Annotated in this window: 19 protein-coding genes; 12 read left to right on the top strand and 7 right to left on the bottom strand. The window is 39.5% G+C overall.

Annotated features, from left to right (window positions below; translation table 11 throughout):
* Positions 1 to 138: 138 nt before the first annotated feature.
* The 4 genes from IQ274_RS33060 (at position 139) to IQ274_RS33045 (ending at position 6,892) form a co-directional block, all read left to right on the top strand.
* Positions 139 to 1,797, top strand: coding sequence for a type IV secretory system conjugative DNA transfer family protein (locus tag IQ274_RS33060; protein ID WP_416209863.1), 1,659 nt, complete (start codon positions 139 to 141; stop codon positions 1,795 to 1,797).
* 108 nt (positions 1,798 to 1,905) lie between these two features.
* The gene (locus IQ274_RS33055; protein WP_194144830.1) at positions 1,906 to 2,409 is read left to right on the top strand and encodes a relaxase/mobilization nuclease domain-containing protein; all 504 of its coding nucleotides are present in this window, start codon (positions 1,906 to 1,908) and stop codon (positions 2,407 to 2,409) included.
* Between the two features lie 28 nt (positions 2,410 to 2,437).
* Complete coding sequence (locus IQ274_RS33050) at positions 2,438 to 6,037, top strand: DUF3854 domain-containing protein (RefSeq protein ID WP_194144829.1); 3,600 nt, start codon at positions 2,438 to 2,440, stop codon at positions 6,035 to 6,037.
* A 12-nt stretch (positions 6,038 to 6,049) separates the two neighbouring features.
* On the top strand, positions 6,050 to 6,892 hold the full coding sequence (locus IQ274_RS33045; protein WP_194144828.1) for a hypothetical protein: 843 nt from the start codon (positions 6,050 to 6,052) through the stop codon (positions 6,890 to 6,892).
* A 158-nt stretch (positions 6,893 to 7,050) separates the two neighbouring features.
* Here the strand turns inward: IQ274_RS33045 and IQ274_RS33040 are convergent, their stop codons facing one another.
* Complete coding sequence (locus tag IQ274_RS33040; RefSeq protein WP_194144827.1) at positions 7,051 to 7,290, bottom strand: hypothetical protein; 240 nt, start codon at positions 7,288 to 7,290, stop codon at positions 7,051 to 7,053.
* Positions 7,291 to 7,471: 181 nt separating this feature from the next.
* Between IQ274_RS33040 and IQ274_RS33035 the strand changes: the two genes are divergently transcribed.
* Positions 7,472 to 8,134 (top strand): response regulator, encoded by a 663-nt coding sequence (locus IQ274_RS33035; protein ID WP_193948299.1) that lies wholly within the window; start codon positions 7,472 to 7,474, stop codon positions 8,132 to 8,134.
* A 1-nt stretch (position 8,135) separates the two neighbouring features.
* Here the strand turns inward: IQ274_RS33035 and IQ274_RS33030 are convergent, their stop codons facing one another.
* The 5 genes from IQ274_RS33030 to mobV form a co-directional block, all read right to left on the bottom strand.
* Complete coding sequence (locus IQ274_RS33030; protein WP_190901240.1) at positions 8,136 to 8,747, bottom strand: DUF6753 family protein; 612 nt, start codon at positions 8,745 to 8,747, stop codon at positions 8,136 to 8,138.
* Complete coding sequence (locus IQ274_RS33025; protein ID WP_228058550.1) at positions 8,677 to 9,453, bottom strand: hypothetical protein; 777 nt, start codon at positions 9,451 to 9,453, stop codon at positions 8,677 to 8,679. Before IQ274_RS33025 ends, IQ274_RS33030 begins: the two co-directional genes overlap by 71 nt.
* Entirely contained in the window at positions 9,437 to 10,291 is an 855-nt protein-coding gene (locus IQ274_RS33020; protein ID WP_194144825.1) for a hypothetical protein, read from the bottom strand. The genes IQ274_RS33025 and IQ274_RS33020 overlap by 17 nt, the downstream gene beginning before the upstream one ends.
* Positions 10,292 to 10,428: 137 nt before the next feature.
* The gene (locus tag IQ274_RS33015; RefSeq protein ID WP_194144824.1) at positions 10,429 to 11,253 is read right to left on the bottom strand and encodes a hypothetical protein; all 825 of its coding nucleotides are present in this window, start codon (positions 11,251 to 11,253) and stop codon (positions 10,429 to 10,431) included.
* Between the two features lie 237 nt (positions 11,254 to 11,490).
* The gene (gene mobV, locus IQ274_RS33010) at positions 11,491 to 13,287 is read right to left on the bottom strand and encodes a MobV family relaxase (RefSeq protein ID WP_194144823.1); all 1,797 of its coding nucleotides are present in this window, start codon (positions 13,285 to 13,287) and stop codon (positions 11,491 to 11,493) included.
* Positions 13,288 to 13,803: 516 nt separating this feature from the next.
* Here mobV and IQ274_RS33005 point away from each other — a divergent pair.
* From IQ274_RS33005 to IQ274_RS32990, 4 genes are all read left to right on the top strand, one after another.
* Positions 13,804 to 14,250: a hypothetical protein gene (locus IQ274_RS33005; RefSeq protein ID WP_194144822.1), complete on the top strand. Its 447-nt coding sequence runs from the start codon at positions 13,804 to 13,806 to the stop codon at positions 14,248 to 14,250.
* Positions 14,251 to 14,266: 16 nt separating this feature from the next.
* Positions 14,267 to 15,487: a ParM/StbA family protein gene (locus tag IQ274_RS33000; RefSeq protein WP_194144821.1), complete on the top strand. Its 1,221-nt coding sequence runs from the start codon at positions 14,267 to 14,269 to the stop codon at positions 15,485 to 15,487.
* Between the two features lie 537 nt (positions 15,488 to 16,024).
* Positions 16,025 to 18,199 (top strand): ATP-binding cassette domain-containing protein, encoded by a 2,175-nt coding sequence (locus IQ274_RS32995; RefSeq protein WP_194144820.1) that lies wholly within the window; start codon positions 16,025 to 16,027, stop codon positions 18,197 to 18,199.
* 322 nt (positions 18,200 to 18,521) lie between these two features.
* Positions 18,522 to 18,887, top strand: coding sequence for a hypothetical protein (locus IQ274_RS32990; protein WP_193948292.1), 366 nt, complete (start codon positions 18,522 to 18,524; stop codon positions 18,885 to 18,887).
* A 78-nt stretch (positions 18,888 to 18,965) separates the two neighbouring features.
* On the opposite strand, the gene IQ274_RS32985 is transcribed toward IQ274_RS32990, so the two are convergent.
* Positions 18,966 to 19,496 carry a hypothetical protein gene (locus IQ274_RS32985; RefSeq protein WP_194144819.1) on the bottom strand — a complete coding sequence of 177 codons (531 nt, stop codon included), beginning with the start codon at positions 19,494 to 19,496 and terminating at the stop codon, positions 18,966 to 18,968.
* Positions 19,497 to 19,543: 47 nt separating this feature from the next.
* Here IQ274_RS32985 and IQ274_RS32980 point away from each other — a divergent pair, with 47 nt between their 5' ends.
* The 3 genes from IQ274_RS32980 (at position 19,544) to IQ274_RS32970 (ending at position 26,424) form a co-directional block, all read left to right on the top strand.
* Positions 19,544 to 24,745, top strand: coding sequence for a hypothetical protein (locus IQ274_RS32980; protein WP_194144818.1), 5,202 nt, complete (start codon positions 19,544 to 19,546; stop codon positions 24,743 to 24,745).
* Between the two features lie 42 nt (positions 24,746 to 24,787).
* The gene (locus tag IQ274_RS32975; RefSeq protein WP_194144817.1) at positions 24,788 to 25,561 is read left to right on the top strand and encodes a tetratricopeptide repeat protein; all 774 of its coding nucleotides are present in this window, start codon (positions 24,788 to 24,790) and stop codon (positions 25,559 to 25,561) included.
* A gap of 65 nt (positions 25,562 to 25,626) precedes the next feature.
* Entirely contained in the window at positions 25,627 to 26,424 is a 798-nt protein-coding gene (locus IQ274_RS32970; RefSeq protein WP_194144816.1) for a zinc metallopeptidase, read from the top strand.
* Positions 26,425 to 26,911: the final 487 nt, after the last annotated feature.

Raw genomic sequence — 26,911 nt, 5'->3', positions numbered from 1 at the left:
CTATAAATTCTTGTAATTCTGCGATCGCCATTTCTAGACGCTGGGTTATCATTGTTCGTTATTAGACAGATATTTTTACCCGTATTATCTCGCAGTCCTTTTCAGAAATCAAATATGATTCCTATAGCAATTATAAGTATGTTGGCTGCTTACATTTTAATGAGAGTATTTTTTGGCGATGGCAGTAATAAAAAGAAGATTGCGACTAGTTACTGGGGAGGTACTAAAGAAACTGCTGCTGCCAAGAAAAAGGCGCTACAACAAATAAATTCACCCAAATGTGATAGTGCTGCACTTTACATAGGTAAGCATAAATGCAAGGGTGCTAAACAAGAAAGTGGCGCTGGCACTACTTTTTATATTCCTGATGTTCAACGAGGAACGGCGGCAATTGGCGCTCCCGGTAGTGGTAAAACTTTCAGTGCTATTAACCCCGCAATTTACTCTGCCATTGACCAAGGATTTCCGATAATTGCTTATGATTTTAAGTATCCCTCTCAAGCCAAAATAGCTGCTTACGCTAAGGGTCAGGGCTATGATGTTCACATTTTCGCCCCAGGATTCCCGGAATCGGAAGTTTGTAATCCATTGGACTTTTTACGAGATAGTAGTGATGCTGAAACAGCTAGGCAAATCGCTACTGTAATTAATAAAAACTTCCGCATTCTTAGTAATAGTAATGAAGATGGTTTCTTTGCTCCAGCAGGGGATCAATTGACACAAGCTATCTTGATGCTGACTAAAGAGTTTGGCGAATGCGCTGATGTTATGACTAGTGCCGCCATCCTTTCTTCTGAACTTATGGTGCAAAGATTGATGGCAGCTAATCTCAATCCTTGGATTAAAATTGCCTTTGGTCAGTTGTTCAGTTCCGCCGCAAGTGAAAAAACTGTTGCTGGCATTGTATCTACCGCTAGCATCATGTTCACTCGCTTCATGGCCAAAAATACTATTGGTTGTTTCATTGGTAAGACTACTCTTCCCTTATCAATCAAGGGTAAACAGATGATTATCTTCGGGCTAGACAGAGAACGTCGGGACGCAGTTAGCCCTTTGCTCACCAGCATTTTACACATGACAATTGCTCGGAACATTGCTAAAAAGCGTCTTGATCCTCTTATAGTTGCACTCGATGAACTGCCTTCTCTGTACTTACCAGACTTATTCAAATGGCTGAACGAATCACGCTCTGAGGGGTTCTGCGGTATCCTGGGCTGGCAGAATATGGGGCAGCTTGAGAAAAACTATGGAAAGGAAGTTGCTAAGACTATTCTTGGGGCTTGCGGGACTAAGTTTGTTTTCAATCCTGGTGAAAATGAGTCTGCACAATTATTCTCCAGTTTCTTGGGCGATGAGGAAATCAAGTACAAGCATAAAAGCCGTTCTACAGGCGGGGGAAAAGCAAACACTACTACTAGTGAGCAGGAAAAAACTAAAAAACTCTTTGAGTCAGCCCAGTTTTTGAAGTTGCCTCCAGGTAAATGTGTCTTCATTAATCCTGCTTATTCTAATAAAAATGAGGGGTCGGTTCCTTTGCTAAAATCTCTCAAAATCCCTCAAGCTATTCGAGATATTGAAGAATATAACCAGCAGAGATGGACTAACATTGTCAGCCTTTTAGCTCGAAAAAGTACTCAGAAATTTCCAACTCAGCAAGACTTAGATATCCGAATTGCTAATATCAACAATCGTTTCCCTTTATCTCAAAATTCTCCAGAAGTTTCTAATAACTCTTTGCCATTGGATATATCTGAGGTTAGTTCATTGATTGATCTTGAATCAAATGTTTTTATTTAAAAGAGTCATTAACGAATTGTAGATGGGTATAAATCCTCCTTTACATTACCCCAGTTAAAAGTTCCTTGTTCCCTATTTCCCTTTCATTGAGAACTTTTCCTTATGCGAATGATTATTGAAGAATCTGCTATTGAGAGTTTTAGTATCCTTGAAAAAATAGCATGGAATCGAAAGACTTGCTCAGTCAGCTTTTTAGATATTCATGCTGAGACTTCCGAAATCATTGCCAGTTTTCAAGCTCTCTCTTATCGAAGGCCAAAACTTAAAAAAGTTGGCATTTATACCATAATTACTTTAAAAAATCTTCATCAGCCTCTGACAGAAGAATCTTGCCAACAAATTTTAAATCAATATGTTCATGGTATTGGTTGGGATGATTTACAGTTTATTAGCTTTTTGGAAATTACACCTGATTGTCTTCATTTACATATTATCTTTAATCGCGTTACTCCGTCAGGTAAACTTATTGATTTAGCCTGCGTGGGAGCTGATTGGAAACAATATGAAATCCTCCAAAGATCCTGTTCTCAGGCTGTGCAAAAATCTTTATCTCAATGGTATCAAGAAAAACTGAATTCATCGCCAATAGGTGGCATGAAAATATCGGTATAAAGATTAAAAATTATCAACTAATAGTCTTATGTTTGATGAACGACATTTACAATTGAGTTCTGCTTATGCCAAAAGCAGTGAATACTTTGCCAGAGCAGTGATAGCTCCTTATCTAAAATTTGTATTGGACTCGATAGGGTTAGCAATAGATGATGAAATAAATAAGAGATTAAAATTGTCAATTGGTCAAGAAGCTTATGTGATGACTCCTGATGAGAATGGTGGTTGGAAATGGCAGAAAATTGACCCGCAAACTGAGGAATTTAATCAAGCAGAGTTTGAAGAATTTGAAAAATTATTAACAGAATTATTAACTCCGCTTTTACCATCTGATGATGAATTTCCACTTTTACCACCGGATAATACAGATCCACTTTTGCCTGGCTCTAATACACCTCCTAAATTATCCCCCAGTGATTCACCTCCGATTTTACCGCCGTCTGGTACACCTCCATTTTTGCCCAATTCTGCTACACCCGTTGAACTAGTAGTTATACCAATCGTTCAAGAGGCTGACTCAACAATTTGGGCTGGCGTTGCAGAGGAGGCGGTAGGAGGAGTAGAGTTGCACTTAGAGAAAGAGAACGGTTCAACAGAACAATTTCTGGACAATAACCTTGTTTCATCCCCAAATCTGCACTTAGGGCATTCTCTAAGTGCAACGCCAGCAAAAAGCTCCCTGCCCCCTACCTCTTCTTCATGCATAGATCCAAACCACTGGCAAGAATTAGTCGAGGAAAGTGCGATCGCTCCAGAAATTGTCGAGCTTAATTTTAAGAGCTTACACTTAGACCCAATAGAACTTGAGCATGAAGCATGGGAATATCTCATGTACAGCAAGAATTTAGAACGTATTAATACCGGGCGACTATCTACTGGAATGCTCAACAAATATTCTCACCTTGAGGATGGGGGCTGGTGGTGTAATGCTGGTGTAGATCCTCGTTCTTTTTCAGCAAACGAGCCGGGAGATAAACCCGATCAAAAAATATGGGGATGCTACAAACCTAATAATCCGAGAGAAAAAGCCGATAACAGAGGCAAGTTTATCAAATACGAACATCCCCCGAAAGTTGAATTAAGCATCTTCCTGTTGGATGTTCCCCAAGATATCGCTCAACAAATTTATTCTAAAGCTGGAGTTGAACCAAGTATTAGCGATCGCAAATCGGGGTTTTGGTACTGTGTGTGGAAACATAATGTTCCAGTCACACTCGCCGAAGGAGCCAAGAAGGCCGCTAGCCTATTGAGCCAAGGTGAAGCAGCAATTGGATTACCAGGGATTTATGCTGGCTATCGTAGTAAGGATGGGCTGGGGAATCAAATTGTGCCCATATTACATGATGAATTGGCAGTTTTTGCTACCCCAAACAGGGACATCAAAATTTGCTTTGACTATGAAACTCGGTATAAAACTAAGCGCAACATTGATATCGCTACATACCGTACTGGTCAACTTTTATCTGATGCTGGCGCTCAGGTCAGTATCGTTGAATTACCAGGCCCAGAAAAAGGTGTAGATGATTTGATTGTTGCACAGGGCGCGTCAGCTTTGAGGCAAGTGTTTATTGCATCTGTCCCCCTGAATGATTGGTGGGAGAAAAATCAGCCACCCGATTTACGCCTAACAGTCTTTCTGAAAAATGGTGAACAGATCCATCTTTATGAACAACTTGGTGATGGCACTGTTAATCTAAATCCGTCAAGAGAAAGTGTGGAAGAAGAACAGACAATTGCTCTTTTTGGAAAAACTCGTTCCAAGTTGTCAATCATACAACCAACAGACCTAATTACAACCCCAGAAAGTTCATCCCAAAATATAGGAGGGCAAGTAATAGATGCTGAAGTACTTGCCGATGAAAGTAAAGAAGAAGTTGCTCCTGCTCAAAACGCTTCTCTACCTTTAAAGGAGGTATCGGTTCACTCCTTTGATTCTTGGGCAAGAAGAGAACAGGTTAAACAATACCAGCAGAATTTTTTCAGAAAGCGTTTAGAAGCTAGAGAAAATAAGGAAATTGCTTCTGTAGCTTATGCCCTTGTGAAGAATTATGGTGTTGAAAAAGATGGTAATTTAGTTTATCAGGCTGATGCTTTTACTATCATAAAATCCGGCAATAATTACAGTATTCATCGCCGCGCTGACGAAACCTTGGCACTAATGCAATTTTATGCCGATAAATGGGGAGCTATCACTCTGTCTGAGCAACCTAAAGATATGTTTCCAATCGAAAGGCAGGAGTTTTTGTTAGTTGCTGATTATCTCAAAAGTGGCAAACAACTACCTTCAGTCGATGAAGACCCCAGGAAAATTGCTAATACCCTTGGTTCACTCTCCCTTAATGGTACGCACACAATTTTAGAGAGCTTTAAAACTTCTGAAATCTTGCAAATCCTCACTCAAACTCTAAAAAGGACTGGTTGTGATGATTTGGAGTTGGGCAATTACCGTATTCTCTACCAGAAAAGTCAACTTGATACTACATCTACTCTGCAACTTCTGAAAACTGAACATACGGGTGCTACAAGAGTTGCTGCCAGCTTTGAATTCAGCAGAACAGATTCAGGTATGACACATCAACTTAAGACTCTTGCTATTACTGAACAAGACATAGCTAAACTCAGATTACTTGCTCAAAAGTTGGATATTCAACAACCTGCCAAGGAAGCAACTGCCAATCCTCATGCTACCCGTGATATGGAAGTGCCTATTCACCCGAAAATTGCTAAACTTTGGCAAGACTTAGAAAATAGGCAACAAAAAAGTAATTCTGTTCCTTACACAGCAGCACAGGTTGAACAAAATTTTCTTTCCCCGGACTCTACGTTTGACCTAGCTAGCAACTCTCAAGATATCAATTTGCAGCCAGCCAATACAGCAGTAGCTAAACCAATCAAAAAAATATCTACTTTTCAACATCAATTAAGCAAATCTGACATCGAGAGCATTCCTTTACCCCTTCATCCTCTGCTTGGTCAATACTGGCAAGAGCTAGAAGATAATCATCGATGGGCTGATATCGCAAAACAGGAAAATGCCGAATTTCGTTTAAAGATTCAATCCAATGGCAAACTCTCCATTGGCGAACAACGCGAACTTTATCATAAAATTCAGGTTCAAGCTCAGACTGAAATTCGCCAACAACAAAGAACCAATCTCGTACTTCCACCTTTAAGCGAAATTACTCATGATTTGCGACAACAAATAAATCAACAACCTGATTCACAACATCTTACTGATTCTTCTAACTCTATTCGTAATACTCTCTTGCCCGTTCACCCGTTAATTGCTAAACCTTGGCAAGATTTAGAAACTACTGGGTTATGGGCGGGAGTCGCAGCGCAAGGTAATTATCCATTACAAGAGAAACTTAAACATACTGGCAAACTTACCCTTGGTGAGCAACGTGAACTTTACCATAAACTTTTAATTCATAGTGTTGTTGAGCAATGCCGCAAAGGATTAACTGATATTTCCCTTCCCCCACTAAACGAAATTATCCAAGATTTGATGTCTGCCCGTAGTGAAGTCATTCATAACACCTACACCCCAAAAGTTGAAGTGCATTCCCAAAAATCTCAACAATCACATCATAAGGCTCAATCTAATTCTGCTGAAAATGAACTGTAAACTACATTAGCTATGTATTCTAACCAATCATCTAATTCACTTCAAGAAACAGTCAGAAATATCAATCGTGACAGTGGCATTTCTAACAACATGATGGCTTACAGACTAGCACTATTTCTGGAAAAACATCCACCATCGTTACAATCAACCACCACATTGGATGCATCTGAGCGAGAAAATCTCCAGTCAGAACTGAGAACAACCTTATCTCAAAATCTCCAAAATATTGAAAACTACAGGCAAAATCTCAAACAGAAATATTACACAGAGTATTTAAATAAATTTGCTGTAACTCAACAGTCATCTGTTGCATCTCAACCAGATAATTCAGCAAGAGTTGAAAACTTAATTGCTCAGAAGAAGAATACATTCCTCCAACAGATATTTGAATTGGGAGTGCAAAAATTACCTTTAGGTCAGAGGGTCAGCAAAGATGAAAGGGAGCAAGAAGCTCTTAGCAAGGAGGAAGACAACATAAATAAATCTAGAGAAAACAATGTCTCACCAGCTATTGATATTGCCGAAAAATCTCTTATTAAAGCAGTTATGAGAACTGTCATGACAATGGGCAAGGATACTGAACAAGGACGCATTTATGAAGGCATAGCCTACAGATTGCAACTGTTTATTAAAGAAGGAATGCAACTTCTCAGTGTTCACAGAAAAACTGGTAATCCCAAAACAGCTTTTACAGCCTATAAAGATGACTCTAATGAGTTTAAAATTACACAAAACAACCTTTCACACACAGAGACTAATCGACTCATTGCCTTTGATAAACAGCAAACAGCACAACAGCCCACATCTCAGTCTAATCATATTGATAAAGATAACAGCACTGAGCTTGGTGACTAAGCCCCTTTGGGGAGTGTGGGATGATGGGTAATCATTTTGACTAATCCACTAAGGACTTGATTATAACGAGCGCAGAGTTCTCTTGCTTGTTTAGAGGTGAGGTACTGTCATTTCACCACAAACTTTAACCAAACTTCACCCCCCCCACCCATTTTTGACTAGCTAAAATAACCAGCCAATCTACCCAAGAAAAAACCACCAATCAATAAATAACGTTTTGTCCGCCTCTCTATTCTTGAGAATGGGGCAATTATTGTTCCCAACATTATGTAAAAGCTCGCCTCCATTATATTGCTACTAAATTTGAGCGTTGCCGCAATCATCAAACCTAAAAATATCAGCCATTCCACTATCAGTTCAATTTTATCCCAGAGTTTTTGGTCGTATAAATAGCGCATCTGGTATTTCTCTAGTTTTATAGAATCTACTTAATCTGATTTCATCATCTCCGAAAACTTTTTAGCTTTTACTTTGATTTTACCTAAATTCTAAACTTTTTTTAATATCGTACCACCATCAAGATTTACTTAAGTAAATATGCTATAAATGTTTTATGTTCCTGTAATCGAAGTAATCAAGATGATTCGATTAGTAATTATTGAAAATGAAGCTCTAAGTCGGCTCGGAATTAAATCAGTTGTTAATCAAGAGCAAGACTTTGAAATGTGTGGGGAAGCTGATAACGGAACTGAAGGGATGAGGCTTGTTGAAGAACTTAAGCCTGATATTGTTTTGCTCGATATTGCTTTGCCAGATATTAGTGGTTTGGATCTCATCTATAACATTAAGACGAGGACGGATAGTAAAGTCATTGTTCTCACTTATCACTCTAGTCAAGATGTGGTTAATTGTGCCTTTCAAAATGGCGCTGATTCCTACATTCTTAAGAAGATGGATCTGCAATTAATTAAACACGCTATCAATACTACTTATCAAAATAGTTCTTTCATTGACCCAGAGATTGCTAAAAGATTTTTTAGAAACTTCGCTTCTGGCAACACAAAAATTAAGGGTAAAAGATACAGAGAAACCCTTACTGCTACAGAAGCCCAAATTCTCAACTTAATTGCCCGTGGTTTTTCTAATAAAGAGATCGCCGAAAAACTCTTTATTACAGTCAGTACAGTTAAGGGACACACCAGCCATCTTTTTTCCAAGTTAGGAGTTAGGGGTCGTGTTAACGCGATCATTATGGCCAGAGAACTTGGCTATTTAGAAACAGAAGCCTCTAGAGTTAGTTGAGCTACTTTTTGGGTTTGGTTTTCTTAAGCTGAATCAAGCAATATCCTTGTAATCGGTTTTCTTGTTGACAGGCTGCTACGGCTGATTGGTTGGACAACAATAACTGGTACATTTGTTTTCCTTCGCTTGATTTTGCCCACTGCAAAATCTTCATCTCATTGGCTGACACTACAACTGACTGAGTTCCACCCAAATTTGAGACAACATTCCAAGTTGTCAGCGAACCTAAAAGCGCTCCTACCGCCATTACTCCTGTGCATATCCCTGATATAGACCAAAGTTTCCACCAACCCCAACCTTTGAATGAGCTATTTAAGGTTGATGGTGTTACATGCTTCATTTCATCACGCACAGCTTTCGATACTACTGTATAGTGCATCGACTGAGCGACTTTGCTAGTCGATTCTAGTTTCTGGTCAATCATTACTGCCCAAGCTTCTACCATTGCCTCCATCCGCGCTTGCAGGTCAATCATTGTTTCTTCGTTTCTGCCTAATGTTGCCATCAACTTAAACATCGGGTCATCTTCGGCTATTCCTAATTCATGGGATATTTGAGCTATGCGTTGTTGTTCTGCTTCCGAATATCCTTGTAAAATTTGTTCTGTTCTCATTTTTTACCCCTAAATATTCAATTGCTTTATCATTATTTAAAATCGAATCGTAAAAGTTTTTAATCCAGTGGTAAATGTAAGTCCGGTAAACCACATAAATTGACTTATCTCTACAAGCTAGTGAGTAAGGTTTTCCCGTTCTCTCCAATCTTTCGTAATGGTCACGATGTAACGCTGGCAAGAATATCTCAGTCCCACCCATTCTTTGTACCTTATCCTGCATTGATTGCTGATACTCTCCAAATCTCGTATCAAAATGCTGATTTTTTACTACTACATAGTTAGCATTATCAGTAGCAAACTCTCCCAAAGTTTTCAGGTAAGCTACACAATCTCTTCTGTGCGAAATTGGTTGCAAAAAAGTTAGTTTCCATTGATATGTAATTAAGAGATCGAACAGATCCGAACCCACAATATACTGACAGAGCTTATCTACATATTGCCCTGGCATATCAACAATAATTATATCTAATTCATTTTTGATAAAATTATCTAAAATTTTATCCGTACCTCCATTAAAAAAGTCTAAGCTTTCAATTGCCACTAAATTTTCATAAGCTTTTAATCTCTCACGATTGTCATGGTCGTAGACCTGAATTTTTCTTCCTTGAACTTGAAACCAATCAATTAATAGTTTCGTAACTGTAGACTTCCCTACACGAGAGTCACCTACAGTCATAATCATTCGCTTAGGAGAGTTCAACATTATTTAAACCTAACGACTCTTTTACTGCTTCAATCTCTTCTTTGAAAGTTCTTAACCAACTTGTGACTCTACCTTTAACCGAAGGTAAATCTGTTTGCTCCATCCCTTGCCTAAAAGTCATGCTATTTTCATCCAGATAATCATAACTACGTTCTATTAGTTCTGGCATTTTAATGTCAGAAAATGGGCTTTTTTGCGATTTTAGTTGCTCCTTAATTTTCTCAACTTCGGGAGAGTTTTCGTATCTTGTAAATTCATCAGGCTCTCCAAAAAATAAGTTCTTTACTACTATGTAATCTACTTGATTTCCACAAAAGCTATGCAAATCTATTAGTTGATTTATAGAATCGATAACGCGGCTAATAACTACTACCATAGTCACGCGGATATTGTAATGTTTTTCGGCTGTTTCCAGGAAAGTCATTTCTTCTACAAATTTCCGCAATATTCTTCTGGACTGTGGTGGTAATTCTAGTAAAAATAAAGATTCTGGCTGGATTATTTCACCATCTCCTACTGGCTTGGGATTTGCTTTTGTTTTCATTTCATCAAAGAACTGATCTATATTGCCTGTTTTAAAAATATCAAGTGGTTCTATATGGCAATGCTGACCATAAAATCTTAATAATTGAGAATTGGAGCTATCAGCATCAAAGCCGATAAATCTTTGTCCTTTATCCAAATATGTTTGCACTAATCCCCTTGCAAAAGTAGACTTACCTACACCACCCTTATCTCCAGTTACTATCACTAATCTCTTTTTGGTTATTTGCTCAATTGATCCTTCGTTCGCCTTGTCTTCTGAACCATTATTCATAGGTTCGATACTATCTGTCACTTTCTTTCTCCTCATAATTATTAGTGGTCAAAAACTATAGGTTTAGGGGTGTAGGTGAATGGCACGCTTGATAACGTGAAACCTTGCCGTTAGCAGGTGTGGGAGGGAAAGAATCTATATTCTCCATACTCCCCAAATTAGTCCCCTGAGAAACATTCCAGTATTTGAAAGTAAAATATTTCTAAATATCTTTGTTTGCTAAACTCTGCTAAATTATCCGTAATTGATTTAAAGGTTTGGAGAATTAAACCCTGCTCTATAATCTTCATTAGCTCATAATTGCTATTTAACTTTAAAGATTTATATATATAAAAATCTAATTCTTGAGCTATTAATAAATTCGGAGCTAACGCTACCAAACTACTATACAGTTCTTCGTAATTTATAATTTCCGATAAAACTAGTTTTACCAATTCTAAATATTGCTGCCTGAAGGATAATTCTTGATAATTACTAGTTCCCGGACAATTAGCAGCCAGAGGAATTTTCTTATAAATCAATTTTAAATATAATTCAATAACTTCTATTTCTACTTCCCATATCTTCTGTCCCTTTGAATACAGGTAGTTTATTAAAGAATCTCTCTTCGGAAAAATAATTCCTGAAGTTATATGCTTAATGTTAGTTTCTATATTCAAATTTGTCTGTTTTCTAAAAATTGGTACTATTTGGCTCCTTATCCATTGCATAAATTGCCTAACCACATCAGCTTTTACTATACCTGTCAATGAATGAATCCCCAAGGCATTCAAAGTATTAACGACGACTATTTTTTGATTCATCATCACTTGTCGCTGATTTGTTTTCGCATCTATTAATATTACTTTTCCATCGTTCAGGGCTGGAGCAATTATTTGGAATACATCAACCGCAAACAACTCTAATCCACTCGGAGCATCTATCACTCGTACTATATTGTTTGAGAAATGCTCAAATTCCCAAAACTGCCAAACTTCTACCATCGTTTTATGGCTCAGAACGATATTACTATCCCATATCTGCCAATCACAAAGGAATCGATAAAGGTACGGAAATAATCAGTACTTTCGTATCTTGATTTTTTACTTCTCTTTGTTATATATTTCTAGTTTTACTTTTTTTAATTTAAAGGGTAGGGTGAATGGCACTGCGCTATCACTGCCACAACGCTTATGCTGACGCTTTACAATCACAAAACATAATTACGGATTACGAATTATTTAAAGCTCCATTTCCTGATTTTGATGCCGTTGTTGTTGTTGTTGTAATTTCTGCGAGAGATTGACCAGTTCTTGGTTCCAATCTCTCGCAAAACATTTATTTCTTTTAGCCTGTGGCAGCAATTGTTTAATAGCCCGTGCATTTGCATGTCCAAGTTCCGAAGAATCAAATGCTACCTGTACATTAGGAATATGCTGCAATTGCTCAACAGGCAAGGTGTTGGGGCGATCTATTGCCAGGAAGAGCGTTCTTTTGAGCGGTACGTCGCCCTTGACAAGATATTCCAGCATGGCAAAAGAGATGGTATCAATGGGGGATTTACACAGCACTAACCTTTCTGCTGGATCTGTTGGCTGTCCACCTAAGTGAAAGTAAAACCAGCCCTCACGCCGCTTAGTCCCTTTCTCGTAACCTTTGAAAGTGTTGTTCTCGCCCCGTGTCCCCCGCAGGAATGCTCCTATTGCCTGGGGTTCTTCGCCAAGATTCCGCATGACGAACACAGCGTTTTGTTGTTCATCAGCGTAGACAAGCCCTCGGTTATGGAGAACCTGCACAAAGTTTTCAGGTATTCCTCGTTTTTGAGTCAGGTAATGCTCAACTGCAAGCCATTTGGTTTTATCCTCAACGGGTGGCTTAAAGAGGGTTCGCGGTTCTAACTGTATAATCTCAGCAGCCACTTGATAACTAAATGCTATCGCTGCTCCAATAGCCCCTGCTTCACCAAATCGCTCATGCAACCAGACGACCGCCTGCCGTAGATTGCAATTGTTAACGTGTATCACCAAGTCAATCGCCCCACAGCCGCCTTTCTGCTGTTCGGGTTCAAAGTCGTAGAATTTGGGCCCATCTATATTAATGATGTGTCCGTGACCCTTCCATTTTCCTTGGCTATTGTGTAGCCCCAACTCCCAAGCCACATCTTCCAAGGGCAAGTCGCGCAGTTGTTGAGTCTGAGCCTCTAACGATCGCACCCGTTTTTCTAATTGCTGTCGCTCCCTCTCGCTATCCCTGGCTCGTTGCTCTGCCCGTTCTAATCGTTCTATCAGGAACTTTCGGTCAGCGAGTTGGTGGTTAATCGCTTGGAACTGTTCATCAGACTGAATCCTGTCTACATAACTCCTAGCTGATTCAAACGGTGTTGGCGCTAATTGGTTATTTGTAATGACTGCGGTGAGTGGTTCACTGTTAACCGCTTGGTAATATTCCTTTACTTTGGTGTGGGTTGCCTTACTGCCCTTGACCCCCCGTTCAATGCCCAAAGGAGCGAGTGCAGCAGCATAACTATCTTGGAGTTTGGATAACTTAATTCTTCCCTGTCCACCTCTGCCGCCAAACATCGCGTCATGACTGACTCTCCCGGTTTTATCGTTCAATGGCACGATGTAGGCGTGAATGTGTGGGGTACTTTCATCTAGGTGAAGCTCTGCCCTGACGCATTTTGATCCATAGTTTTGATCTATCCAGTCACGAGATGCGATCGCCCATTGCTGCATTAGTGAATCAGACCACTGCCCAGAAAGAGATGGATCTTTTGGGCGGAAATATTCAGGTGATGCCGAGAGAAACATCTCCGTGCATAACACCGCATCATGCCGAGGGCGATGCTTGAGCGTAGAGATTTTTTCTTTAACTATCTCCTCTAATGCGCGATCGTCTTCTCCCCCAATCAACCGGACATTCTCTTTGGTTGGATCTGCGTTGGGTGTTTCTCTGTTTCTGGTAACATGGTCATCACTTCCGGCAACGTTGCCGAATGTTTTTAGTTTTTCAATTCTGAGAATTGTTAGTGGCGACATAAAAGATTTATGCTACAAATGTACTGTGAGTGTAGTACTCAAAAACCTTCCAAGCGAACGGCGGTTTCATGTCATGAGCGCAGCGAAAGATGGTGCAGCCAGCCGCAGGGCATGAAACCATAGTGAGTATGGTTATGTTATTCTCTAAGCGAAGAATTGTTGAGGGCAAAAAATAGCAATTAAGAGCGCTAAGTTTTGGCATAGTCTAGGGATAGTCCAAGCATAGTCTAAAGAACTTACTTTCTTGAAAAAATTGATTAAGAGTGCTTAGTCTAGGCATAGTCTAGGGATAGTTCAAACTTAGTCTAGGCATAGTCTGGAGAAAATGTAGTTTGGTATACAATTTTGTCATTTAAAACCCACTAATTGCATAGATTTAGGGGAGATTGTAACTCAGTTTTTAAAACAGAAAAAATCGATTAGACTTTAATAAGTGATTCTGCATTTTGATTTTCTGCAAGTAAAAAACCGAAGCAACGCGGCTGTAAATGTACAGAAACTTTTGCATGAAAAAAAATGGAACAGAACCAACAAGTCTTTTTTTCAATTAGGCGAAGGTTAGGCACTATTGATGGACAGATAATTAATTATCTCCACTCTAGACCCTTCGATTTAGGGAACCTACCTGAAATAGTAATGTTGACCCTGCTTGAATATTGGTCGCCCTTTGCCATATCTGCTGATGGAGTGGATGGTGACGAACTCAGGCAGAGGGCAATTTGGTCAATTAAAAAATTAGAAGCACAAGCGGCTTTGATTCGTGAAATTTTTCTGTCATCTCATGTCCAAACTGCTGTGACTGCGAACAACGCTGAAGTTAACGACAGTGCAGATGGTCAAAGGCTGGTGTCCACCATTAATGATGAGAATGACCAAACCTTGGATGAGGACATTGATGACTTGGCAGAACTAGTTCTGCCAGAAGAACTAAAGCAGATTAACAGCTTGTTTAATGTCGAGTAATAGTTGAGAAAAATTCATGAATACGTCGAAAAGAGAGATTGCACCCGTTTACACAAGGGTAGCTGTGTCCATTGATTTAGGTGGGAGTCAGAGCAAGGTAATTGTTCAGATATATCCTTCGGGTGTGCCGATAGTAATAGCAATGGAGCCAGAAATTGCAGATGTGGGAAAAAACTCAATTACTCAGTTGTCAGGAGACTGTACTTGGGTAGGAATAGATGATGAGTATTATGTCTTGGGCGCTCTAGCTAAAAATACTTTTGCTGGCACACCAGCGCTCAGGGATCTGAAATATCACTATGCTTTACCAAAAATAGCGGGATTATTATGGAAAATTTGTCTTCAATTGGGCTTGAGTAATGGTGTTGATGCTTCTGTGCAATTATTGCTACCACCAGGAGAAATGTCGGACGGCAAGGATTTGGGCAAGAAGCTGTCGGCAGCGTTGAGAAAAGGAATTGCCACACCTACAGGCAAGTTAAAACTTAAGCTACATAATTTTTACGTGGCTCCAGAGGGGAGTGGGATTATGGCTTACCGTAGTCGGGCTTTGGGGGCATTGTTTGGGCAAAAAAGTATTGGTTTGTTGATGTTGGGCTACCGGAATGCTAGTTTTTTTGTTTCGGCTAAAGGTAATCAAGCAAAGGCTGAATCTACAGAGTTGGGGATGAATTGGTTAGTGCAGCAATTTGTGGAGCGTACTGCTGTTGGGCTAGCAAAAGATGATTTACGTATACCAAAAGCTTTAGTGTCAGCAAGCTTGGGCAACCAGAATGCACTACAGTCGTTATCACGCAAAGCCACATCTGCTGGAGTTGAATCTGATTTAAAGTTGTTTAACTCAGTTTTACTAGATGTCCGTGGTGATTACTGTCGAGCTTTAATTCGCTGGATTAGAAATATTGCCGTATTGGATGAAGTTATCATTTGCGGCGGGACTGCTGAGTTTGTGCATAAGGAATTAACTCAATATTTTGAAAAAGAGGGCATACCTATTGTTTGGAATGGCAACGTCGAGATGCCTAAGTATCTCGATACCCTCTCTCTAGGTAGCCGAGTTACTGATGTCTGGACTGCACACATTACCTATATCAAGATGTTAGACTACAATTTTGGCTACCAACGTAAAACTGATTTGGTTCCAGACTATCATCAATCCCCACCTGTAAAAAATTCCACCCCACCTAAAGAAGTTTGGGAGAAAAACGGGTTTTTGACCATGCACCCTGGTGTTTAAAGCCCTAATTTGAAAGTGATTGCCTATACGTAGATTCTTTGCGGCTTGCTCCCAGGCGATCGCTTTCAAATTTGCACACTATACAAATGCTGGTGCGCGGTTATTAGTTATATTGTTATACATTCTAGTAAGTTCCTGTAGACGCTCAACTTGATATGATTCAAGTGAGTAAAAAGAAGCTGATTTGATTATTTGTTTGAGTTCTTCTGCCCACTGGCTATAAGTTGAAGTACCAATAGTCCCTTCAGACGACTGAATATAATTAACTAAAACTTGAGGATTGACTTTAAATGTACTAATTACATATTTTTTAGCACATTGGAGTAATAATTCATAGTCAGCAAATATTTGGTGGCAAGGATTCCATTTTAAAGCATGATTACGGTAATGAATGAATCCATTGCTATCAAATATTTCTTGTTGACTTTAAAAAAAAACTTTTGTATTTTTAGCCAGTTACTTTTATCTTCTTGCTAACTGTTGTATTATCTGCTGGAGTGCGACAAAAATAGAACCTATTTTCTTGACAATGCACAAATGCAGACTCTACATCTGACTATTCACACGACTCCGATTCAGCAATGCACTGTTGAAAAAACTCCTTTCAGTATTGGTAGCGATAAATACAATGACTTGGTAATTCCTGATAAGAGCGTAGATAAAGGACACGCTAAGATTGCGTTTAAAGAAGGTCAGTATTATTTGCTAGATGAAGGTAGTACCAATGGCACACGGGTGGCAGGGATTCAGCTAGAAGCATATCGATTCCGAGCTTTAACAGACGGGAATCTTATAGAGCTTGGTTCGGTGATCGTAGAAATCAAAATTAGCTCCCCTGCACCAGCCAAAATTCCAATATTTCAGGCAAGGCAACGTCAAACTCTCTCAATTGAACGCATGAGATTAGATGCAATCAATTTAAAAAAATCTAGCAGCCCAATATTAGGTACAACTCTGCTCAACGATATTTCTGTATCTTTCTTTCCGCAAGAGTTTGTCGTTATTGCTGGGGTTAGTGGTGGCGGGAAGTCAACTCTCATGGACGCACTCAACGGACAACGCCGCGCTAGAGGTAAAGTATTTGTTAACGGCTGCGACCTCTACAAGAATTTCAACGCTTTCAAAAATAAAATTGGCTATGTGCCGCAGGACGATATCGTTCATTCAGAACTGACTGTGGGGGAAGCACTTAACTATGCTGCTCATCTCCGTCTGCCTTCAGCATCGCCATCAAAAAGGCAGCAACGCATACAAGAAGTACTTGAACAACTGCAACTTACTGGGCGCAAGAATGTCTCTATTGGGCGACTTAGTGGTGGGCAGCGCAAACGTGTAAGTATTGGGGTAGAACTAATCAGCAATCCCAGCATATTTTTTCTGGATGAGGCAACTTCAGGACTTGACCCTGGCACAGAATTACAAATCATGCACCTTCTGCGGAGTTTAGCAGATGCTGGAAGTCTAGTAATATTGATTACTCATGCTACCAAAAATGTGGCGATCGCTGACATGGTAGTTTTTCTGGCTAAGGGGGGCAGACTTGCTTATGTTGGCCCTCCGAAGTTAGCCTTTAGCTATTTCAAAGTCAAAGATTTTGATTCAATTTATGCCAGAGTTGAACACCAGTTGTCACCATCAGAATGGGAGCAGGGATTTAAGTCTTACGCTTTCTACAAAAAGTTTGTCAGTGAACGCCAAAAGACCATTCCCCAAAACTCAATTAAGCCCGTACTAGTTAAGCCGGATTTTCTCCAACAATGGGGGGTGCTATGCCGCCGTAACTTGGCTATTCTGCTCAAGAACAAAATCAGTTTAGCGTTAATGCTTCTAGGAGCGCCGATTTTAGGTTCATTGAATTTTGCACTGTGGAAGCCTGACTTATTTAACACTAAGATTGGCAATGCAGGACAGGCAATTACAATGCTGTTTGTCACAGTCATCATGGCTGTAATGTCTGGAGCGCTAGCTACGATGTCGGAGATTGCTAAGGAAACTGCTATTTATCGCCGTGAGCGCAGTGCCGGACTAGGGATAGTTCCTTATGTAGCATCCAAGTTTCAATTAGCATTTTTGCTAGCGCTTTATCAATCAGCAATACTTTTAGTTTGCATGAACTCGGCGGTGAAATTAAATGTTGATAACAGTACTTTGACTCTCATGTACCTCAGCCTCTTCCTCGCTTCTTTTGGGAGTATGATTTTGGGACTGTTAGTTTCTGCGATTGCACCAAGTCAAAGTGTTGCACCTCTGCTAACAATTCTTGTGCTGGTTCCTCAAGTCGTGTTTGGAGGTGGCATTCTCCCAGCGAACGAATTCAACTCTGTGGGCAAAACATTTAACCAGATGATGTTGACTAAATATCCCTTTGAATCTCTAGTATCCCTGAGTGGACTTGGCGCAGATGTGGCCAAAGACTCGTGCTGGCAGAAAACTGAGCAGCAACGGAAAGCGTTATCAGAAAAACAATCCCTCGGCTGTAGATGTTATGGGGCAAGTGTGTTTAACAAGTGCAAATTTCCAGGGATTGGTAAAGTAAAAAAGTCATCGTTTTTAAATGCTGATTTATTAAAGGTACGTTTGCTGATTCAGGGGATTTTCGATAGCTATGGAAAAACTTTTAAAATTGATTTGACAGAAAATCTATTTTCTATGTCGAGATTAATTGTTTTATTAATGATGTTAATTCTACTAGCCCAATTTCTCAAAGGTTAGCAAGTAAAAATACTTGTAGCTGAAAGTTCGCTGACTCCAAGTAGGCTGTACGCCATCTCTAACACCCAGAAGAAAGTATTTGATTAATTCTCAAAGTAAAATACTGAATTAGAGCTTTAGCATAAATAGACTTATTTTTCTACAGACAAGAGTACGGTTTTTTTCCGTACTCTTGTCGATTGATTTTTTGAAGGCAGAAAATATAAACTCTGCGGTGGGAGTAATTATAATTTCCATTTTTACTTGCAGAATCTGGTGTGGAGGAATATTCTTCTGCACCTTTCCCTACTTACTTTCATCTCAAATATCTCTTAAAGAAATCATGCAACAACTAAAATTACCAAGCCACAACAACGGTACATACCCTCAAAAGTCAACAGACTCATTCACTATCCCTCAACAGAAAGAGCGACTAGAAAATCTGTTGTATCAGAAAGTTCAACAAGGGGAAGACATATCCCCTTGTATTGAAGCTCTCTATTATTTAGCTTCAAAGCAGACAACGGAAGACCAACTGCAAGTAATGTGGGCTGAAGTAGTCAGAGAACGCTCGGCATTCAATTCACTGCAAAGAGTAATCATTACAGCCTTCGCCATCTTAGGAATGATTGCCTTTCTCAATGGGGCATTTCGCTCTGTTAAACCATCTGCGGCTGTTGTCAACCCACCTGCTGTTCAACCTCATTAAAAGGATTTACCAAAAAGCTGAGAGCTTTGTTTGATAATGCTTTCAGCTTATATTATCACTCACTTGGTTTCGGCTCACCTAAAATGCTGTGTCCTTGTCGAAAGGCAAACTGTCAACATCCTCAAAGTTACGCAGGTCTTGCTCCATCTGCTGCCGACGTTGGACGTATGTTCTGCTGTTTCCAATCTTCCCTTCCATCAACCATGCACCAAAGTTGATGCCTTGTTCTACGTGTGAGGCAGACATTTCATTATAATCATCAACCTCCATTTTCTTACGCCACTCAAGCTGTTCCAGGGCACTTTCACTGATGCCAATTTGACGAGCATATTCTACATATTCAGGTCTGAGAGAACCATCTAGGTTGAATTCTTTTTTTTCTTGTTCAGTGAAGAAATCGTAGGCTGTGTAGATTGGCCACGGCTCTGGATCAGTCTCGTCCAGGTGCTTCCACTCGTCATACTCTTCTTTTGCTCTACGAGCATAACTATCAATTGCTCCTGGATCTTCACCTTTGGATAACATTTCTTGCCGAGCTTCACTTTTTAAGCTTCCATCTGGGTTGAATTCTTTTTTATTCATATTTATCCAACGCTTAATCCTTGACATAAAAACCTCTCAAAAATTTAATTAATGTTCATCAAATTTCAAATTTTATGACTCTGGAATTGAAGCATTTTGACCCTCGTTTAAATCAGTGGATCTATATAGACGATAGCAAAAATGACTCTCAATCAATTTTAACTGAAAAGCTCAGTAATACTTTACTAGAATTTTACTTTCCTGGTAAAGAATTCTCATTTGGACACTCAGATGAATATAGTACAGACGAAGAATTAAAGAATCATCCAGATGGACAGATTTTATTACTGTCTTCTAAGACTCGTTTACTTTATGGAGATAAAGAATGTTTAGAAACAATTCAAAAAATTTGTCCAGATAGTAAAGACCGTGGGGCTTATGGTTCCATCTTCCTTGGAGCTTGTAAAAATGCGATTCACGAAAAGCTAAACATTTTGGTAGTAGATGATTCTACTGATAACAAAGGTGAAAATGGAGGAATATTATCGAATGATTTGGCATATAAATTAGTTGGCGATTGTTATGGGCAGATTTCAACACAACTTTATGACAAAGTAACCTTAAGAGAATCCCAAGCAGATAAAAGCTATCGTGTAATTCAGCATCGATTTGGTTGGGTAGATGGAGTTGGAGAAGATACGACTAAATATCGCTTTGGCAAAGGAACACTCCGACCATACAGACTAGATAGAATAAAATATGCAGATACTAAAAATGAACCAAAAATCGATATAATTCTTCCTGTGAGCAGTTTTAAGGGAACAGACAAGGATAGACCCAAAGGCCCTACTAAACCTCAAATTCAACCAGGATTATATCAGCAAAATATTTGGTTAGCTGAAAAAGGGCAATCTCAACAAGGTCAGATGTCTATCTCCCAACTGCTGGCATCTTTCCCTCACGGGCTTAAAGATTTTATTGAGGAACTAGAGGTACAAGCTCAAAGATTAGCCTCTATTCAAGATGACCCAAGAATTGTTGGTGCTTACTATTGTGAAAGATATGAAAAACGTAAAGAATCATTGAGCCAAAAGAAGTTAAAAACAGGCGAAGTCACAAATCTTGAAACAGATATTAAAAACTTAGGGACAAATGATGACTTAGATGCAGATCAGGAGTTAGATGATGACCCCGCCAAAGATGACTTGTTCATGTACCAACTCATTAAAGCTGATTTACTTGGGCATCAGCAGCTTTTAGAAACTGAGAAAGTTAAACAGGAATTAAGTCGGTTTGTACAAAGTGAGTGGCGAGATATTGCTATTGGGAAAACGCTTACTTTTGACCGAGGAATGATTATTCCCTCCAAGGAACTCAAAAATGGTGAAATTTGTGTCCCTTGGCTGAAGCAAGAGGAAAAGGTTCTTAACTTTCGCTCCCCTTTCCTCAACTCTAATGGTTTGTGTGTCTCTACTAATAAACACGTTGAAGACCGTGTTGCTCCAGATGGTAAATCTTTGCAAGGCATAATTGTAGTCAATGACGAAGACCACAAGCGCATACAGCAAAGAATCACAGAGCTAGAAGCACTCTTGGTTGATGTTGATTTTATAGATCCAGCAGAAACCGAATCAGAACGCCAAGCACGAGACTACGATGGTGATTGCATTGGTGTGGCAAAAGCCAGCTTATATCCCAATTTAACGGCAGAGGCAGAGCGAAGAAACCTTCCTCAAAACGCCTATTCGCCCACGGTTAAGCTCAAAAAACAGTCATTTTATGATCCCACCGATGGAAGTCAGCCCCCTTTTGAAAAAATCGCTATTCACATGAGCGATAGCATCAGCGTGGGCATAATCAACAATCAAGTTACTGCGCTAGAAGCATTAGAATCGGAAATCGAGGTACTTAAAACTTATGGGACTATCGAACAGCAATCAACTTATTTAGACCAAGTATCTAAGCGCTATCAAAGTTTATTTGAACAGGAACATGGCGAGAAGCCCAAACCAATTAGAGCAGAGTACAAGCCTTTCATGCAATCTGTTGTAGCTCTAGCAGAGAATCCTAACAGAACGCCAGATATTATTCAGCAGGCGATGGATGCTAATCGGCTGATGTACCGAGAAATGATTGGTGAGGGGTGTTATCAAAACCAAATAGCAGTTGATCTATTCAAAAGCGCTAAAAAACCTGAGATGGATAAAATCCGGGAGAACAGCCGCTACTTGTATCGTGATGTTAATTATATTAAAGATAAGAAATCTTCGTCAGTTTATTTAAGCACGGGGATAACACCAAAGGGTTACTCACCAGTAGAATTATTAATTAGCCAAACTAATAAATATTTCCAAGAATCACAGTTAGAATCGCGCCCCATCGTCCAGTTTAAAGACTTGTTCAAAAGAGTAGAATTTACACCACAACAAAGATTTGCAGCGATCGCCGCCAAGTACGAGTTTGATCTGAAGTTCAACGCTGCGGTACGTATGGAGCGACGGCGGGAAACCGAGAAAGGGCCATCAGCAATCATCCAAACTCCACAGTCTTGCCAACTCGAAATTACCAATCTTACCCATTACGAACATCCTCTGATTTGGAAAGCCCAAACGTTGAACATTCGCCTAGACGAAATACCAGAGAAATGGCGAACTAAAGAACGCCCCCACAAATTACTAGCAGTTGCACAGATAGATGGCGAGGTTGGGAAAGATGGAAAACCCGCTTACCGCAACCTGGGGACAGTTAGCCAACAATCTGTGACTGACCACAACCTCAAGGTGGGGATGGCCATGCAGGGAGCTAAACTCCTAGAACTAAAACCAGAACTTACTAGAAGCCAAACTAAATTACTTTTCGACAAGGCACAAGAGGCGGCTCTCGCATTTTATGCTTCTATCCCAGAGTCAGAAAAACTTGCTCTATCCGCCGCCGCTTGGAACATCTGTGCATCTCGCCAGGATGAACTTGAAGTTGCAAGAAAAGAAAACGCAAACCCCCAAGCGATCGCTAAAAAAGTTTCTAATTTCGCCTTCGCTGCTTTCCCCAATGAGATTATCTCTCGCTTAGATAAATTGCAATTTACTGAGCCGAAGTTAGTCACACTGAATAATGAAGCGAATCAATTTTTGGGTCGAGACTGGAATCCCACCGAAAAACACCCGATAGAAATTAGAGCTAGTCACCACCCAGTCGGGCATGAACGCCACGTTTCCAGACTAATGTTTGTCCAGGATAGTGACGGCGAATATAAGGAATTCGCCATGCTCGAAACTAGAACCGCACAGCTTCCCATTGGTACGAAAGCGCTCTCTTGTATGGTTGGGGTAGAACCTGCCACAGCATCAGCAACTATTGGACTACCAGGAAACGAGCCGGTTGAAATTACTATCCGTGAACTCAAGAACTTCTCTTATGCAGGACTTGTTTTCAACGCCGAATCGGTCAACTTAGAATTTGGCATTGTGCCGATTCCTGATAAAACAGTAAAAATCAAAATTGATGCTTTGACCCTGGGTGAGTTAGACAGTGATTCTGCCCAACAGTTAAAAGAAATTAATTATCTTAAAAATGGTAATCCCCTAAAATTAAAGCTCACGTCAATTTCTGAGACAGGAGATCAAGCTTTTGTCCTGGGTGAGTCTCCCAATGGAAATCTCCTCAAAATTAATAAAATTAACTTCTATGATTTTTCTGGTCAGACATTCAATGATCAAGATTACCGAAAACTGACTATCGAAACCTCAGCTTCTAAAACTAGAGATGCTGCGTTTTTGAATGGTGAACCCTTGGGGGTATTGCACTTCAAAAAAGACAAAGACGCGCTCAGACAACTTGGATTGCTCAAAACCGGAAAACTTACACTCGCGCCTGCAATCGTTGAAAGTAATTTTTCTGTTATTTGCGCTCAAATTGACCCTAATACCGTTGAATATCCTACTATTTGGACGAAGGAATTTCAGGCTTTTGGGACTCAATCGGTTAATTCTGAACAACAAGAGATGATTGAGAGTAGCGCGAATATTCTACATCATATTAAAGAGCGTCCTACTTTCTTATTTTCGACAGAATCAAACGAAAAACTTGGAGTCATGGGCTTGGCTGTTGACAACCAGAAAGCTGATACTGTAACTAAATGGTTAACTGCTCAAAAAGTTGAATGGCAGCAAGTACCAATAGAAGATGTCATCAGGGAAACCAAAAAAGGTCTAGCAGTATTTCACTTAGTCAGCAGTTCAATTCCCCCCAAAACTTTGGAGAACATGACCAAAAAATTTGGGGCTGTGATTGAATCTACTCTTGAGTATCAACAAAGAGTTAATTCCCTCGCCACACGACCGCAGTTTTTGAAACCACCAGAACAAACAGCACAATCCCAGAAGGAGCAAAGCCGACATTCCACTCCACCCCAAGATATTCAAAATGTCGCCCCTCCTGTCATCAAAGGTAAACCAATTCCCATGAACTACCCTTTAATGATGCATGGTGAGCCGAACCCACTACCTGTAAATACTTGCATTGATGCCATGCGCGGATACGGCAGAACTCACACTACTAGAGCTTATGAGCCTTACAAACAGTATGGATTTAAGGAGGGGGATATTGCTCTAGCCACAGGCTCCGGCAAACAAGTTGCTTTTCGAGTTGGTAAACAATACCAAATCTCACAACAAATGATCGCCGACCCTCACTATCAACAGGAATGGGCGCAGATGGAGAAGCATTCTGCCAAAGCACTGAGTGAATTATTTACTGGTAAGCAACAAGTGTGGGGGCTGCATATAGAGCCGCTTGGGGATTATATAGATGGAAAAATAGTGCCATTCTCTCAAGCACAAAGCCAAGTGACATCCACCCAAGAAGTTCAAAATTCATCTGTAACTATTCATGACTTGAGACAGTGGTACAGTGCTGTTGATAAACTAGGCAAGCCGGAAGCCTATAAGCAAGGGATTGTAGAAGTTGCCAATTCTTTTAAGACTAGTGGACAGCTATCACCCCAAGCAACAGCGGCAATGTCCAAGGATAAGCAAGACTTAGAAGCAGTTAGCCGACTCACCCAAATTGCTCAGAAGGTGGGTATGGTCTGGGGGCAACCTGCATCTGACGGTTTTACGTTCGTCAATGGAAAAACTTACGATTTGAGCTTCAATGCCCAAACCAAAAATTTAGCTTTAGCCCACAAAAACGGCGATGTAATTTTGAGCCTGGAAGCAGGCAAAGTGCAAATTAACAAAGTAACTTCAGAAGTGTTACAAACTTTCGAGAATGCGAATACTCAAGTAGATAAAGTTTTGGCTCAAAAGAAAGAGCAGGATGTAGAATTACAGAGCTAGATTTTGATAAATTTCACCAGAAATATAAATAATAAATGAGTTATGAAAATAATTAATTTATCAGAAGCACAAATTTTTTATAATCAAGGTTTAGAATATCTCAAAGCCGGGAATATAGAGGCGGTAATTCACTGTTTTGAGCAAGCATTACTATTTAATCCTAATTACGCTGAAGTCCACAATACCATAGGAATGATTCAGTTTCAAATTGGTAAGTACGAAGGTGCGATTCAAATGTTCAATAGTGCATTAGCTATGAACCCAAATTTAGCGGAAGGGTATAATAACAGGGGCTTGGCTCGATTAAAAATCTGTCATAAATCAGAATTTCCTAAAGTTGTTGAGGACTATAATCAGGCGATTGCACTTAATTCAAATTTCATTGAGGCTTATCTAAATCGGGCTGAAATCTATAAAAATTATCTTGGTGATTTTCAAGCGGCAATGGAGGATTTTAGCAAAGTAATATCACTTGACCCTAACCGCATCGAAGCTTACATAAACAAAGCAAATATCCATTTTTTGTTGGGAGAATTGCCAGGATCACTTGGAGAGTTAGAGAAAGCATTGCTTCTCAATCCTGATTGCCCAGAAGCTTATTGCGGTAGAGGAACAGTAAGGTTTTATTTAGGCGATAAGGAGTCAGCCCAAAAAGATTTGTTTCGTGCTTTCGATTTGTATGAAGCCCAAGGAAATATAACGTACTGTATTTTTACTAGAGGTTTGATCATGCAACTTTTTCCCGATTATGAAGTATACAAGGACTTATTTAGCTTTGAAAGCAGGATGACAGAAAAACATAAACCACTCTACTGAACAAAGTAGCTCAAATTTTAATTAAGGATGAACTTCTTATTTTCTGCGGTAGGAGAACTGTTACCTTGGAAGCAAATAGCTATATTAATATTAATATTGATATTGATAATTTCAAAAGCCGAAATATGATAGTTCTAGCTTATCTATTTCTTGGACTTTCAATTATTTTTAGATTAGGATTTATCTGGCTACGCTATAAACATGGACAATGGCGGCAGAATTTAGAACCAAAATTTAATAGTCCTATATTTTGTAGAAAGACTGGTCATGAGATAGCCAGGACAATTTTAGATGCAAACAAATTAAGTGCGTTACCCGTCCTCGAAGGTTCAACAAACACTGCCAATGTTTTTAAATCAAGGAAAGGTAGATACGGAACAATATATCTGAATCCAGAACATTACAATAACCAATCTTTACGCACTTTAGCAGTTGCCGCCCATGAATGCGGACACGCTATAAATTTTCACCTGAATAAAAAAGAAAGTTTTTTATTAATTTCTACATACACATATATCATTTTTGCCATTATTTGTATTTTGGCATTATTTACAATATCATTCTCAAAAACAAATATTTGGTTATTTATGATAGGTGCTGTTCCGGGCATACTGCTAATAATCTTTGGCTTTTTAGAAGAAAAAGGAGCTACATATCAGGGAATTAGGATGTTACAAAAAAATAACTTAATAGGAGATGAGGAAAAAGATTTTGTCAAACAATACTTGAATTCTAATCTTTTAGACTATGTGTATAAGTATTTTCTTTATATATCTTGGTGGAATGGCTGCATGGCTTTGGTGATTGTAGCTAAAATTGTGCAAACTAATTTTAAAGGCATTTATTTTAAAATCATTAGTTAAATATATTAGTTCCTGATTTTGCTTTCATCCAGAGTCGCACCACTATGTTTGATATGGTGTCGAACCGCAAAGAATGATAAATGGAACGTTCGTCTCTGACGTGCAGCGTACTTATATTATGAATGAACCCTCCTGTTGGCTCAGGGATTTTTTCACTCAGTTTGCATGAAACGGTTTTATGAGAATGGGGCTTGAGTAACAGGCAAACAGGCGAACTGAAAACCGGGATAAGCTTAAAAGCCTTATTAGATAAGGATTATCCTGATAACGAAGGTTTCAGCTTCTAAAAATGCTTGTATTAATCATGTAATATCTCTTAACCTGGTTTTCTGCGCGAATGCTACTCATACCCACCCCTAAATCTGACTTTTACCGTTAAGTCTCTTTTGCAAGCTGCCAACCTTCACAGAGGTCGTGTAATTTTAACCAACCTCGCCATAGTACCTGGATACCAATAGGGGTTTTATGTCGATGTTCAAGATAACCT

The organism is Nostoc sp. LEGE 12447, from assembly GCF_015206985.1.
Taxonomy (GTDB): domain Bacteria; phylum Cyanobacteriota; class Cyanobacteriia; order Cyanobacteriales; family Nostocaceae; genus Nostoc.
The sequence above is the reverse complement of the archived record's forward strand: the minus strand, read 5'-3'. Positions and strand labels throughout refer to the sequence as shown.

Bases quoted from the DNA above. Each gene is read 5' to 3' on its own strand.
- IQ274_RS33060 (WP_416209863.1), top strand. From the start codon at position 139: ATGTTGGCTGCTTACATTTTAATGAGAGTATTTTTTGGCGATGGCAGT.
- IQ274_RS33055 (WP_194144830.1), top strand. From the start codon at position 1,906: ATGATTATTGAAGAATCTGCTATTGAGAGTTTTAGTATCCTTGAAAAA.
- IQ274_RS33050 (WP_194144829.1), top strand. From the start codon at position 2,438: ATGTTTGATGAACGACATTTACAATTGAGTTCTGCTTATGCCAAAAGC.
- IQ274_RS33045 (WP_194144828.1), top strand. From the start codon at position 6,050: ATGTATTCTAACCAATCATCTAATTCACTTCAAGAAACAGTCAGAAAT.
- IQ274_RS33040 (WP_194144827.1), bottom strand. From the start codon at position 7,290: ATGCGCTATTTATACGACCAAAAACTCTGGGATAAAATTGAACTGATA.
- IQ274_RS33035 (WP_193948299.1), top strand. From the start codon at position 7,472: ATGATTCGATTAGTAATTATTGAAAATGAAGCTCTAAGTCGGCTCGGA.
- IQ274_RS33030 (WP_190901240.1), bottom strand. From the start codon at position 8,747: ATGAGAACAGAACAAATTTTACAAGGATATTCGGAAGCAGAACAACAA.
- IQ274_RS33025 (WP_228058550.1), bottom strand. From the start codon at position 9,453: ATGTTGAACTCTCCTAAGCGAATGATTATGACTGTAGGTGACTCTCGT.
- IQ274_RS33015 (WP_194144824.1), bottom strand. From the start codon at position 11,253: ATGGTAGAAGTTTGGCAGTTTTGGGAATTTGAGCATTTCTCAAACAAT.
- mobV (WP_194144823.1), bottom strand. From the start codon at position 13,287: ATGTCGCCACTAACAATTCTCAGAATTGAAAAACTAAAAACATTCGGC.
- IQ274_RS33005 (WP_194144822.1), top strand. From the start codon at position 13,804: ATGGAACAGAACCAACAAGTCTTTTTTTCAATTAGGCGAAGGTTAGGC.
- IQ274_RS33000 (WP_194144821.1), top strand. From the start codon at position 14,267: ATGAATACGTCGAAAAGAGAGATTGCACCCGTTTACACAAGGGTAGCT.
- IQ274_RS32995 (WP_194144820.1), top strand. From the start codon at position 16,025: ATGCAGACTCTACATCTGACTATTCACACGACTCCGATTCAGCAATGC.
- IQ274_RS32990 (WP_193948292.1), top strand. From the start codon at position 18,522: ATGCAACAACTAAAATTACCAAGCCACAACAACGGTACATACCCTCAA.
- IQ274_RS32985 (WP_194144819.1), bottom strand. From the start codon at position 19,496: ATGTCAAGGATTAAGCGTTGGATAAATATGAATAAAAAAGAATTCAAC.
- IQ274_RS32980 (WP_194144818.1), top strand. From the start codon at position 19,544: ATGACTCTGGAATTGAAGCATTTTGACCCTCGTTTAAATCAGTGGATC.
- IQ274_RS32975 (WP_194144817.1), top strand. From the start codon at position 24,788: ATGAAAATAATTAATTTATCAGAAGCACAAATTTTTTATAATCAAGGT.